At 57.0% G+C, this 12281-nt stretch carries 13 protein-coding genes; 12 read left to right on the top strand and 1 reads right to left on the bottom strand.

The features are described 5' to 3' along the window. Positions 1–3: 3 nt before the first annotated feature. From rplO to bfr, 10 genes are all read left to right on the top strand, one after another. Positions 4–441 (top strand): 50S ribosomal protein L15, encoded by a 438-nt coding sequence (gene rplO / locus ACM530_RS13115; protein ID WP_003176407.1) that lies wholly within the window; start codon positions 4–6, stop codon positions 439–441. Then, positions 442–1770, top strand: coding sequence for a preprotein translocase subunit SecY (gene secY, locus ACM530_RS13120; RefSeq protein WP_016969470.1), 1329 nt, complete (start codon positions 442–444; stop codon positions 1768–1770). Positions 1771–1797: 27 nt separating this feature from the next. Next, complete coding sequence (gene rpmJ / locus ACM530_RS13125; RefSeq protein WP_002555468.1) at positions 1798–1914, top strand: 50S ribosomal protein L36; 117 nt, start codon at positions 1798–1800, stop codon at positions 1912–1914. 129 nt (positions 1915–2043) lie between these two features. Next, complete coding sequence (gene rpsM, locus ACM530_RS13130) at positions 2044–2400, top strand: 30S ribosomal protein S13 (RefSeq protein WP_024077676.1); 357 nt, start codon at positions 2044–2046, stop codon at positions 2398–2400. Between the two features lie 30 nt (positions 2401–2430). Continuing rightward, positions 2431–2820 carry a 30S ribosomal protein S11 gene (gene rpsK / locus ACM530_RS13135; RefSeq protein WP_002555466.1) on the top strand — a complete coding sequence of 130 codons (390 nt, stop codon included), beginning with the start codon at positions 2431–2433 and terminating at the stop codon, positions 2818–2820. 18 nt (positions 2821–2838) lie between these two features. Then, positions 2839–3459, top strand: a complete 621-nt coding sequence (rpsD, locus tag ACM530_RS13140) for a 30S ribosomal protein S4 (protein ID WP_003210056.1) — start codon at positions 2839–2841, stop codon at positions 3457–3459. 22 nt (positions 3460–3481) lie between these two features. Next, positions 3482–4483, top strand: coding sequence for a DNA-directed RNA polymerase subunit alpha (locus ACM530_RS13145; protein WP_003176403.1), 1002 nt, complete (start codon positions 3482–3484; stop codon positions 4481–4483). Positions 4484–4524: 41 nt separating this feature from the next. Further along, entirely contained in the window at positions 4525–4911 is a 387-nt protein-coding gene (gene rplQ / locus ACM530_RS13150; RefSeq protein WP_003176402.1) for a 50S ribosomal protein L17, read from the top strand. A 241-nt stretch (positions 4912–5152) separates the two neighbouring features. Further along, positions 5153–6601 carry a catalase gene (locus ACM530_RS13155; RefSeq protein ID WP_416364907.1) on the top strand — a complete coding sequence of 483 codons (1449 nt, stop codon included), beginning with the start codon at positions 5153–5155 and terminating at the stop codon, positions 6599–6601. Positions 6602–6756: 155 nt separating this feature from the next. Then, positions 6757–7221 (top strand): bacterioferritin, encoded by a 465-nt coding sequence (gene bfr / locus ACM530_RS13160; RefSeq protein WP_015886133.1) that lies wholly within the window; start codon positions 6757–6759, stop codon positions 7219–7221. A gap of 65 nt (positions 7222–7286) precedes the next feature. On the opposite strand, the gene uvrA is transcribed toward bfr, so the two are convergent. Continuing rightward, the gene (gene uvrA, locus ACM530_RS13165; RefSeq protein ID WP_416364908.1) at positions 7287–10121 is read right to left on the bottom strand and encodes an excinuclease ABC subunit UvrA; all 2835 of its coding nucleotides are present in this window, start codon (positions 10119–10121) and stop codon (positions 7287–7289) included. Between the two features lie 178 nt (positions 10122–10299). Between uvrA and ACM530_RS13170 the strand changes: the two genes are divergently transcribed. Beyond that, positions 10300–11694 (top strand): MFS transporter, encoded by a 1395-nt coding sequence (locus ACM530_RS13170; RefSeq protein WP_416364909.1) that lies wholly within the window; start codon positions 10300–10302, stop codon positions 11692–11694. A 9-nt stretch (positions 11695–11703) separates the two neighbouring features. Further along, positions 11704–12231 carry a single-stranded DNA-binding protein gene (locus tag ACM530_RS13175; RefSeq protein WP_010467282.1) on the top strand — a complete coding sequence of 176 codons (528 nt, stop codon included), beginning with the start codon at positions 11704–11706 and terminating at the stop codon, positions 12229–12231. Positions 12232–12281: the final 50 nt, after the last annotated feature.

A 12281-nucleotide genomic window follows, 5' to 3' on the forward strand; every position in this document is an offset into this window, starting at 1 on the left:
TCGATGAAACTCAATGATCTGAGTCCAGCGCCGGGTTCCCGTCGCGAAAAGCATCGTCCGGGCCGTGGTATCGGTAGCGGTTTGGGTAAGACTGGTGGCCGTGGCCACAAAGGTCAAACCTCCCGCTCCGGTGGCACCATCGCTCCAGGCTTTGAAGGCGGCCAACAGCCGCTGCATCGTCGCCTGCCTAAGTTCGGTTTCGTTTCCCTGAAGGCTATGGACCGCGCAGAAGTGCGTCTGTCCGAGCTGGCTAAAGTGGAAGGCGACATCGTTACTGTGCAGACCCTGAAAGATGCCAACGTGATCAACGTCAACGTACAGCGTGTGAAAATCATGCTGTCCGGTGAAGTGACTCGCGCTGTCACTATCGGCAAGGGAATCGGCGCCACCAAAGGTGCGCGTTCGGCTATCGAAGCAGCTGGCGGCAAGTTCGAGGAATAAATGGCTAAGCAAGGTGCTCTCTCAGCGCTCGGCAAAGGCGGTATGTCTGAACTTTGGGCTCGTCTGCGTTTTCTGTTCCTGGCGATTATCGTCTACCGAATAGGCGCACACATCCCGGTTCCAGGTATCAACCCGGACCGACTCGCAGACCTGTTTCGACAGAATGAGGGGACCATTCTTAGCTTGTTCAACATGTTTTCCGGCGGCGCGCTGGAACGGATGAGCATCTTTGCACTGGGGATCATGCCGTACATTTCGGCATCGATCATCATGCAACTGATGACCGCCGTCAGCCCGCAGTTGGAGCAGTTGAAGAAGGAAGGTGAAGCTGGCCGTCGCAAGATTAGCCAGTACACCCGCTACGGCACTGTCGTCCTCGCCCTGGTTCAAGCTATCGGCATGTCCGTTGGCCTGGCAGGGCAGGGCGTTGCGTTCACTGGTGACTTTGGCTTCTATTTCGTCGCGGTATCCACTTTTGTGGCTGGTGCGATGTTCATGATGTGGCTGGGTGAGCAGATTACTGAGCGTGGTGTTGGTAACGGTATCTCGATGTTGATTTTCGCAGGTATCGTCGCCGGTCTTCCGAGAGCAATTGGGCAGTCTTTCGAGTCTGCACGTCAGGGTGATATCAATATCTTCGCCCTGGTTGCTATCGGTTTGCTGGCAGTAGCGATTATCGGTTTTGTGGTGTTCATTGAGCGTGGCCAGCGTCGTATTGCTGTTCACTACGCCAAGCGTCAGCAGGGCCGTAAGGTCTTCGCTGCGCAGACCAGCCACTTGCCGCTGAAAGTGAATATGGCCGGTGTTATTCCGGCAATTTTCGCGAGCAGCATTTTGCTGTTTCCGGCTTCGTTGGGTACCTGGTTTGGTCAGTCTGAAAACATGGGCTGGCTGCAGGACCTCTCTCAGTCGATCGCTCCTGGTCAGCCGTTGAATATTCTGCTGTTTAGTGCAGGGATTATTTTCTTCTGCTTCTTCTATACGGCGTTGATGTTCAATCCGAAAGACGTAGCGGAAAACCTGAAGAAGTCCGGTGCCTTTATTCCGGGTATTCGTCCGGGTGAGCAGTCTGCGCGCTACATTGATGGCGTTCTGACTCGTTTGACCCTGTTCGGTGCTCTATATATGACGGCCGTGTGCTTGTTGCCCCAGTTCCTGGTGGTTGCAGCAAACGTTCCGTTCTACCTTGGCGGGACCTCGTTGCTGATCGTGGTCGTGGTTGTGATGGACTTCATGTCCCAAGTACAATCGCACCTCGTTTCGCACCAGTACGAATCCCTGATGAAGAAAGCCAACCTGAAGGGTTACGGCAGCGGCATGTTGCGCTGAGTACCCATAAGGTTCGAGGAGTTGGTGATGAAAGTTCGTGCATCGGTGAAAAAGCTGTGCCGTAACTGCAAGATTATTCGCCGCGAAGGTGTTGTTCGAGTAATTTGCAGCGCGGAACCGCGTCACAAACAGCGCCAAGGCTGAGTGTGATCCGCTTGAAGCCCGGCAGCTAGTGCGCTGCCGGGTTGATTATTTGTTATTACAGCGATATTATCTCGCGCCCTATTTCTTGGCTTCCGGGGCGTAGGTAGCTGTCAATTGGAGTCCCACTGAATGGCCCGTATTGCAGGCGTTAACATTCCAGATAACAAGCACACTGTTATCTCGCTGACCTACATCTATGGTGTTGGTCGCACTACTGCGCAGAAAATTTGCGCAGTTGCTGGGGTAAACCCAGCCGCTAAGATCAAGGATCTGAGCGACGAGCAGATTGAATTGCTGCGTGGCGAAGTGGCGAAGTTCACCACTGAAGGTGACCTGCGTCGCGAAATCAACATGAAAATCAAGCGTTTGATGGACCTCGGTTGCTATCGCGGTCTGCGTCATCGTCGTGGTCTTCCAGTACGCGGTCAGCGTACCAAGACTAACGCGCGTACCCGTAAAGGTCCGCGTAAGCCGATCCGCAAGTAATCGCCCCAGCGAATCGACAGGAAAATTATCATGGCAAAACCTGCTGCTCGTCCTCGTAAAAAAGTTAAAAAGACAGTGGTTGATGGCATCGCCCACATCCATGCATCTTTTAACAACACCATCGTGACCATCACCGACCGTCAAGGTAACGCGCTGTCTTGGGCTACCTCTGGTGGTTCGGGTTTCCGCGGTTCCCGCAAGTCCACCCCGTTTGCTGCTCAAGTAGCTGCTGAACGTGCTGGTCAAGCTGCGCTGGAATACGGCCTGAAAAACCTCGACGTTAACGTCAAAGGTCCAGGTCCAGGTCGTGAGTCTGCTGTCCGTGCTTTGAACGGCTGTGGCTATAAGATCGCCAGCATCACCGACGTGACGCCAATCCCGCACAACGGGTGCCGTCCGCCGAAGAAGCGCCGCGTGTAATCCAGGAGATTGTAAAGAATGGCTCGTTACATTGGTCCAAAATGCAAACTCGCTCGTCGCGAAGGCACCGATCTCTTCCTGAAGAGCGGCGTGCGCGCGATCGAATCGAAGTGCAACATTGAAGCAGCACCTGGTATCCACGGCCAACGCCGCGGTCGCCAGTCCGATTACGGCACCCAACTGCGTGAAAAGCAGAAGGTCCGTCGTATTTATGGCGTTCTCGAGCGTCAGTTCAGCGGCTACTACAAAGAAGCTGCTGGCAAGAAAGGTGCAACTGGTGAAAACCTGCTGCAACTGCTCGAATGCCGTCTGGACAACGTTGTATACCGTATGGGCTTTGGTTCGACTCGTGCCGAATCCCGTCAGCTGGTATCGCACAAATCCGTCAGCGTAAACGGCCAAACCGTTAACGTCCCGTCTTACCAGGTTCGTGCTGGTGACGTGGTCGCGATTCGCGAGAAAGCAAAAAACCAACTTCGCATTGTCCAAGCTCTCGATCTGTGTGCCCAACGTGGCCGCGTAGAATGGGTAGAAGTAGACACTGAGAAGAAGTCGGGCGTTTTCAAGAACGTTCCTGCTCGCAGTGATCTGTCCGCCGACATCAACGAAAGCCTGATTGTCGAGCTCTACTCCAAGTAAGGGCTAGAAAATAGGTGCATCCATGCAGATTTCGGTAAATGAGTTCCTGACACCCCGCCACATTGATGTGCAGGTTGTCAGTCCAACCCGCGCCAAGATCACTCTCGAGCCTCTCGAGCGTGGTTTTGGCCACACCCTGGGCAACGCGCTGCGCCGCATCCTGTTGTCCTCAATGCCCGGCTGTGCAGTAGTCGAGGCCGAGATTGACGGTGTGCTCCACGAGTACAGCGCCATCGAAGGTGTACAGGAAGACGTAATTGAAATCCTGTTGAACCTTAAAGGTCTGGCTATCAAGCTGCACGGCCGTGACGAAGTTACGCTGACCTTGTCGAAGAAGGGTTCGGGGGTGGTTACCGCTGCCGATATTCAGCTGGATCATGATGTCGAGATCGTTAACCCCGATCACGTAATCGCTAACCTGGCGTCTAACGGCGCCCTGAACATGAAGCTCACTGTAGCTCGTGGTCGTGGTTATGAACCGGCCGACTCGCGTCAGAGCGATGAAGACGAAAGCCGCAGCATTGGTCGCTTGCAGCTTGACTCTTCGTTCAGCCCGGTTCGCCGTATCGCATACGTGGTGGAAAACGCCCGTGTCGAGCAGCGTACTAACCTGGACAAGCTGGTTATTGATCTGGAAACCAACGGTACTCTGGATCCTGAAGAGGCTATCCGCCGCGCTGCAACCATTCTGCAACAGCAGTTGGCTGCGTTCGTCGATCTCAAAGGTGACAGCGAACCAGTGGTAATCGAGCAGGAAGACGAGATCGATCCGATCCTGCTTCGCCCGGTTGACGATCTGGAACTGACTGTACGTTCGGCTAACTGCCTTAAGGCGGAAAACATTTACTACATCGGTGACCTGATTCAGCGTACCGAAGTAGAACTGTTGAAGACTCCGAACCTGGGCAAGAAATCCTTGACTGAAATCAAGGACGTTCTGGCCTCCCGCGGTCTGTCCCTCGGCATGCGCCTCGACAACTGGCCGCCTGCAAGTCTTAAGAAGGACGACAAGGCGACTGCCTGATCGTCGTAATCACCGAACGTGAGTTTGGTAAGGAATGAACCATGCGTCATCGTAAAAGTGGTCGTCACCTGAGCCGTACCAGCTCGCACCGCAAGGCCATGTTCCAAAACATGGCGGTGTCGCTGTTCGAGCACGAGCTGATCAAAACTACACTGCCGAAAGCTAAAGAACTGCGTCGCGTTGCTGAGCCGCTGATCACTTTGGCCAAGACAGACAGCCTGGCTAACCGCCGTCTGGCTTTCGACCGTACTCGTTCGAAAGCTATCGTTGGTAAGCTCTTCAACGACCTGGGCAAGCGTTACGCTACCCGTGAGGGTGGCTACCTGCGCATCCTCAAGTGCGGTTTCCGCGCTGGCGACAACGCGCCTATGGCGTACGTCGAGTTGGTTGATCGTGCTACTGCCGGCGAAGCTGTATCCGCCGAGTAAGACGATAGTCTGCAACAAAGAACCGGGCCTAGTGCCCGGTTTTTTGTGCGCGTCTAAAAAACTACCTGTATTTCCTGCGTCGTTGCCCGCGCTTCTATCAACCCATCGCCGTTTGCGCGGGTGGCTCATTAGTTATTCTCTATCAAAGGCCATGATTTAATGCATTTGATGGTGTCATCTTGATGGTCGATACTTCCTCCAAGCCGATTAGCCGGCAGTTCCGAGTCTGACCTGAGGAAGATTGAGCATGAGTAAAGTCCTTACTACCGCCAGCGGTGCGCCCGTTGCCGATAACCAGAATTCCCGTACCGCCGGCCCGCGCGGTCCTTTGCTGCTCGACGATTTCCACCTGATCGAGAAGCTCGCACACTTCAACCGTGAAAACATTCCTGAGCGCCGCGTGCACGCCAAAGGCTCGGGTGCTTACGGTACTTTGACCGTTACTCAAGACATCACTCAGTACACCAGCGCGAAACTGTTCGAGTCTGTCGGAAAACAAACACCGACGTTTCTGCGATTTTCCACTGTCGGCGGCGAGCGCGGTTCGGCCGACACTGAGCGCGATCCTCGCGGTTTCGCCCTGAAGTTCTACACCGAGGAAGGTAACTGGGACATCGTGGGCAACAACACGCCCGTGTTCTTCATTCGTGACCCGCTTAAATTCCCGGACTTTATCCACACCCAAAAGCGCTTGCCGCAAAGCAACCTGAAAAGTGCGCAGATGATGTGGGATTTCTGGTCGCACTCTCCGGAAGCGTTGCATCAAGTCACCATCCTCTTTTCGGATCGCGGCATTCCTGACGGCTACCGTCACATGCACGGCTTTGGCAGTCACACTTATAGCCTGATCAACGCTCGTGGTGAGCGTCACTGGGTTAAGTGGCACTACAAGACCATGCAAGGGATCAAGAACCTGGCACCCGCTGAAGCCGCGCGCCTGGCCGGTACAGATCCTGATTACGCACAGCGTGATTTGTTTGGTGCGATTGAGCGGGGGGACTTCCCGAAATGGCGTGTCTGCATTCAGATCATGACTGAAGCCCAAGCTAACGCTCACTACGAGAACCCCTTCGATGTGACTAAGACCTGGTCGCAGAAAGAGTTTCCCCTGATCGAAGTCGGCGAGCTGGAGCTCAACCGTAACCCGCAGAACTACTTTGCTGAAGTAGAGCAGGCCGCGTTTGGCCCAAGCAACATGGTGCCGGGTGTCGGCCTGTCGCCAGACCGCATGCTGCAAGGCCGCGTATTCGCTTACGCCGATGCTCACCGCTACCGCGTGGGTACCAATCACCAGCAATTGCCGGTGAACGCCCCACGCAACCCGGTAAACAGCTACCAGCGTGATGGTTCGATGGCCTTCGGCAGTAACGGTGGCGCAGCGCCTAACTATGAGCCAAACAGCTACGCTGATGCGCCCAAGCAAGCGCCACAGTATGCAGAACCCGCGCTGGCCTTGAGCGGTGCCGCTGATCGCTACGATCACCGTGAGGACACCGACTACTACAGCCATGCCGGCGCACTGTTTCGCTTGATGGACGAGAGTCAAAAAGCCCTGCTGGTCAGCAACATTGCCGGTGCAATGGCCGGCGTCACCAGCGATGTGGTTCAGCGCCAACTGCAGCACTTCTTCAAAGCTGACCCGGCTTATGGAGACGCAATCGCAAAGGCATTGGGTGTAACGCTTAGTTAAGTCTAAACGATAAGCAGAACCGCCCTCATTTGGGCGGTTTTTGCGTTATTTCAGCCACTTTTCTCCGGAAATCTTCACTTTTCTGCCGTTGGTCCCGTGACCTTCGGGTCATCATGGTTCAAACTACAGACTTTCAAGCAGGGAGATGTAGGGCGATGCAAGGTCACCCCGACGTAATCGATTACCTCAACACGTTGCTGACGGGCGAACTGGCAGCTCGTGACCAATATTTCATCCATTCGCGCATGTACGAAGACTGGGGCTTTACCGAGCTCTACGAGCGTATCAACCACGAAATGGAAGAAGAGGCACAGCACGCTGACGCGCTGATGCGCCGTATCCTGATGCTCGAAGGCACGCCGCGTATGCGTCCCGACGACCTGGATGTGGGCACCACGGTGCCTGACATGCTCGCAGCTGATCTTCGCCTTGAGTACAAGGTGCGTGCCGCACTCTGCAAGGGCATCGAGCTCTGTGAGCAGCACAACGACTACGTGACCCGCGAAATTCTCCGCGTGCAGCTCAACGACACCGAAGAAGATCACACCTATTGGCTGGAAAAGCAGTTGGGGCTGATCAAGCTGGTTGGCCTGGAGAATTACCTGCAATCGCAGTTCTGATTCCCGGCTACAAAAAAGCCCCTGTCACCGCAAAGTGACAGGGGCTTTTTCATGCGCCCGAAAAATCAGGCTTTATCGCGTGCCAGCAACGGCTTCAAGTAGTAACCGGTATGCGACTGCGGCATCTCGGAAACCTGCTCCGGTGTGCCCACCGCAATGATCTGGCCGCCCTTGGAGCCGCCTTCCGGCCCCAGGTCCACCAGCCAGTCGGCAGTCTTGATCACATCCAGGTTGTGCTCAATAACCACAACTGTGTTGCCGTGGTCACGCAAGCGGTGCAGTACGTCCAGCAATTGCTGGATATCGGCGAAGTGCAGACCCGTGGTCGGCTCATCGAGGATATACAAAGTCTTGCCAGTGTCCCGCTTGGACAGCTCACGAGACAACTTCACCCGCTGCGCCTCGCCGCCGGACAAGGTTGTCGCCGATTGACCCAGCTTGATGTACGACAGGCCCACATCCATCAACGTTTGCAGCTTGCGCGCCAACGCAGGAACCGCGTCGAAGAACACCCGCGCTTCCTCGATGGTCATCTCCAGGGTTTCGTGGATGCTTTTGCCCTTGTACTTGATCTCCAGGGTTTCGCGGTTATAACGCTTGCTCTTGCACACGTCGCACGGCACGTAGATGTCCGGCAGAAAGTGCATCTCTACCTTGATCAGGCCATCGCCCTGGCACGCTTCGCAGCGCCCGCCCTTGACGTTGAACGAGAACCGGCCCGGCCCATAACCCCGCGAGCGGGATTCGGGTACGCCAGCAAACAGCTCGCGGATTGGGGTGAACAAGCCGGTATAGGTCGCCGGGTTGGAGCGTGGTGTACGGCCGATCGGGCTTTGGTCGATGTCGACGACTTTGTCCAGATGTTCCAGGCCCTTGATGCTGTCGTGCGCGGCCGCTTCCAGAGTGGTTGCGCCGTTCAAGGCGGTGGCACTCAGCGGGAACAGCGTGTTGTTGATCAGTGTCGACTTGCCCGAGCCGGAAACACCGGTCACGCAGGTCAAAAGACCCAGCGGAATTTCCAGGTCGACGTTGCGCAAGTTGTTACCGCGTGCGCCCTTCAGGTGCAGCGCCATTTTCTTATTGCGTGGCGTACGTTTGGCCGGCACTTCAATCTTCACGCGGCCAGACAGGTACTTGCCGGTCAAAGAGTCCGGGTGAGCCATTACCTCGGCAGGCGTGCCCTCGGCAACAATATGGCCACCGTGCACACCCGCGCCCGGGCCGATGTCGACCACGTAGTCCGCCAGGCGAATCGCGTCTTCATCGTGCTCGACCACGATCACGGTGTTGCCGATATCCCGCAGGTGCTTCAGCGTTCCCAGCAGGCGGTCGTTGTCCCGTTGGTGCAGGCCAATCGACGGTTCATCGAGGATGTACAACACGCCCACGAGGCCAGCACCAATCTGGCTGGCCAAGCGAATCCGCTGAGCTTCACCGCCAGACAGCGTGTCCGCACTGCGATCCAGCGAAAGGTAGTCCAGGCCAACGTTAACCAGGAACTGCAGACGCTCACGGATTTCCTTGAGGATCTTGTCCGCAATTTCTCCACGACGCCCGGTCAGCTTGAGTACACCAAAATATTCACAGGCATCGCCAATCGGCAGGTTGGTCACGGCCGGCAGTGTCTTCTCGCCCACCCACACATGCCGCGCCTCGCGACGCAGACGCGTGCCGCGGCAATCCGGGCAAGGCTGAGTGCTGAGGAATTTGGCCAGCTCTTCACGCACGCTCGCCGACTCAGTCTCGCGGTAACGACGTTCCAGGTTCGGCACGATGCCTTCGAATGGGTGCGAGCGTTTGACGATATCGCCACGGTCGTTCAGGTACTTGAAGTCGACATTCTGCGAGCCGCTGCCGTGCAGGATGACCTTCTGCTGCTCGGCCGGCAGCTGGTTGAACGGCACTTCCAGGCTGAACTTATAGTGCGAGGCCAATGACCCCAGCATCTGGAAGTAATAGACGTTACGCCTGTCCCAGCCGCGAATCGCACCCTCCGCCAAAGTCAGCTCACCGTTGACCAGGCGCTTGATGTCGAAGAACTGTTTAACGCCCAGGCCATCGCAGGTCGGGCAAGCACCGGCCGGGTTGTTGAAGGAAAACAGCTTGGGTTCCAGCTCGCTGATGGCGTGGCCGCAGATCGGGCAGGCAAAGCGCGCGGAGAAGATAACCTCTTCACCCGGCTCGTCGTACATCGGTGCAACCAGCGCAATGCCATCCGCCAGCTTCAGCGCGGTTTCGAACGATTCGGCCAAACGCTGCTGCAAGTCGGCGCGCACCTTGAAGCGGTCGACCACCACATCAATGGAATGCTTTTTCTGCTTGTCGAGCTTCGGCGCTTCATCCAGCTCATACAGCTTGCCGTTGATGCGCGCGCGCACAAAACCTTGCGCACGCAGCTCTTCGAAGACCGAAAGGTGTTCGCCTTTACGCTCGCGAATCACCGGCGCCAGCAACATCAGCTTGGCGCCTTCCGGCTGGGCCAGCACCAGGTCGACCATCTGGCTGACGGTCTGGGCTTCCAGGGGAATATCGTGGTCCGGGCAGCGCGGAATACCCACACGCGCATACAGCAGACGCAGGTAGTCGTAGATTTCGGTGATGGTGCCCACGGTAGAGCGCGGGTTATGGGAGGTTGACTTCTGCTCGATGGAAATTGCCGGCGACAGGCCTTCAATGGTGTCGACGTCAGGCTTTTCCATCATCGACAGGAATTGCCGGGCATAGGCCGACAGTGATTCCACGTAGCGACGCTGACCTTCGGCATACAGCGTGTCGAACGCCAGGGACGATTTGCCGGAGCCGGACAGGCCGGTGATGACGATCAGTTTGTCCCGGGGCAGGGTCAGGTCGATGTTCTTCAGGTTGTGGGTTCTAGCCCCACGAATCAGGATCTTGTCCAAGATGGCCTCGCACGGCGGGCGTAAATAATGCAGGAGTATACGGCTAAAGACTGGATGAATATACACTGTCAAAGTGCCGGTTGCAGCCTTACATGAAAGCTGCGCGGCAAAGCGCCGCATATACCCTCTCAATCGATGGGACTGGTAGAATCGCCGCCGGTTCACACGAGGTTTTTCCATGCACGATCCCCACAGCGAACGCATGAGTAGCGGCGAGACCCGAGCAGCAAGCGGTCTGGCCCTGGTGTTCGCCTTCCGTATGCTTGGCATGTTTATGGTGTTGCCGGTGCTGGCGACCTATGGAATGGATCTCGCAGGCGCGACCCCCGCCCTGATCGGCCTGGCGATTGGCGCCTATGGCCTGACCCAGGCGCTTTTTCAGATTCCGTTCGGGATCATTTCCGACCGCATCGGCCGGCGCCCAGTGATTTACCTGGGGCTCATCGTGTTCGCGCTCGGCAGCGTGCTTGCCGCGCAGTCGGATTCGATCTGGGGCGTGATCGCCGGGCGCGTGCTGCAGGGCGCCGGCGCAATTTCTGCGGCCGTCATGGCGCTGCTCTCGGACTTGACCCGCGAACAACATCGCACCAAGGCCATGGCCATGATCGGCATGACCATCGGCCTGTCGTTCGCGGTGGCCATGGTGGTGGGTCCATTGCTGACGCGCGCCTTTGGTTTGCACGGACTGTTCCTGGCCACGGGCGGCATGGCGTTGTTCGGGATCGTGATCGTGGCCTTGATGGTGCCGCGGTCCACCGGCACCTTGCAGCACCGTGAGTCCGGCGTCGCACGCAAGGCATTGTTGCCGACGCTCAAGCACCCGGACCTGCTCCGTCTGGATTTAGGTATCTTCGTGTTGCACGCGATGCTGATGTGCAGCTTCGTCGCGTTGCCCCTGGCCCTCGTCGAAAAAGCCGGCCTGCCCAAGGAGCAGCACTGGTGGGTCTACCTGACAGCCTTGCTGATTTCGTTCTTCGCCATGATCCCGTTCATCATCTACGGCGAGAAGAAACGCAAAATGAAACGAGTTCTCCTGGGCGCCGTCGCGACATTGATGCTCACTGAGCTATTCTTCTGGGAGTTCGGCGACAGCCTGCGGGCGCTGGTAATCGGCACGGTGGTGTTCTTCACCGCGTTCAATCTGCTGGAGGCTTCGCTGCCTTCGCTGATCAGTAAAGTTTCACCGGCCGGTGGCAAGGGCACGGCGATGGGGGTTTATTCCACCAGCCAGTTCCTCGGCTCTGCGCTTGGCGGCATCATGGGCGGCTGGATGTTCCAGCATGGCGGTTTGTCGGTTGTGTTCCTCGGATGCGCCGGGCTGGCTGCACTTTGGCTGGTCTTTGCTGTTACCATGCGCGAACCTCCGTACGTCACAAGCCTGCGCCTGCCGCTGTCGCCCGAAGCAATTCGTGAAGCTGGCCTGGTAGAGCGCCTGAAGGCCGTCGTCGGGGTAACAGATGCAGTGGTGGTCGCTGAAGAGGCGGCCATTTACATCAAATTGGACACCGAATTATTGGATCGCGCGACGCTCGAGCAACTGGTCAACCCAGTGCCGACAGCGCGCCCAGCTTAGGAGAACGTTATGGCCCGTGGGGTTAACAAAGTCATATTGGTCGGTACATGCGGCCAGGATCCCGAAGTTCGCTACTTGCCTAACGGTAACGCCGTGACCAACCTGAGTCTGGCGACCAGCGAACAGTGGACTGACAAGCAGACCGGCCAGAAGGTCGAGAAAACCGAATGGCACCGCGTGTCGATGTTCGGCAAGGTTGCAGAGATCGCCGGCGAGTACCTGCGCAAAGGTTCGCAGGTTTACATCGAAGGCAAACTGCAAACCCGCGAGTGGGAAAAAGACGGCATCAAGCGTTACACCACTGAAATCGTGGTCGACATGCAAGGCACCATGCAACTGCTCGGCGGCCGTCCACAGCAGGGCGACCAACAAGGCGGGGGCAACAACTACCAGCAGTCCGCTCCGGCCCCACGCCAGCAGGCTCCGCGTCCGCAGCAGTCGGCACCGCAGCAGTCGCGTCAGGCGCCGCCTCCACAACAGGCCGCCCCACAGCCTGCTCCGGATTTCGACAGCTTTGATGACGATATCCCGTTCTAATCGGTAACGTCTTCGCTGAAAGCCCCGCGAGCCATGCTCTCGGGGCTTTT

Origin of the sequence: Pseudomonas sp. NFX183 (assembly GCF_047943075.1) — a bacterium.
Lineage (GTDB): Bacteria > Pseudomonadota > Gammaproteobacteria > Pseudomonadales > Pseudomonadaceae > Aquipseudomonas.

What these genes read in the sequence shown, in the direction of transcription:
- rplO (WP_003176407.1), top strand. Translation starts at nt 4, where the DNA reads ATGAAACTCAATGATCTGAGTCCAGCGCCGGGTTCCCGTCGCGAAAAG.
- secY (WP_016969470.1), top strand. Translation starts at nt 442, where the DNA reads ATGGCTAAGCAAGGTGCTCTCTCAGCGCTCGGCAAAGGCGGTATGTCT.
- rpmJ (WP_002555468.1), top strand. Translation starts at nt 1,798, where the DNA reads ATGAAAGTTCGTGCATCGGTGAAAAAGCTGTGCCGTAACTGCAAGATT.
- rpsM (WP_024077676.1), top strand. Translation starts at nt 2,044, where the DNA reads ATGGCCCGTATTGCAGGCGTTAACATTCCAGATAACAAGCACACTGTT.
- rpsK (WP_002555466.1), top strand. Translation starts at nt 2,431, where the DNA reads ATGGCAAAACCTGCTGCTCGTCCTCGTAAAAAAGTTAAAAAGACAGTG.
- rpsD (WP_003210056.1), top strand. Translation starts at nt 2,839, where the DNA reads ATGGCTCGTTACATTGGTCCAAAATGCAAACTCGCTCGTCGCGAAGGC.
- ACM530_RS13145 (WP_003176403.1), top strand. Translation starts at nt 3,482, where the DNA reads ATGCAGATTTCGGTAAATGAGTTCCTGACACCCCGCCACATTGATGTG.
- rplQ (WP_003176402.1), top strand. Translation starts at nt 4,525, where the DNA reads ATGCGTCATCGTAAAAGTGGTCGTCACCTGAGCCGTACCAGCTCGCAC.
- bfr (WP_015886133.1), top strand. Translation starts at nt 6,757, where the DNA reads ATGCAAGGTCACCCCGACGTAATCGATTACCTCAACACGTTGCTGACG.
- ACM530_RS13170 (WP_416364909.1), top strand. Translation starts at nt 10,300, where the DNA reads ATGCACGATCCCCACAGCGAACGCATGAGTAGCGGCGAGACCCGAGCA.
- ACM530_RS13175 (WP_010467282.1), top strand. Translation starts at nt 11,704, where the DNA reads ATGGCCCGTGGGGTTAACAAAGTCATATTGGTCGGTACATGCGGCCAG.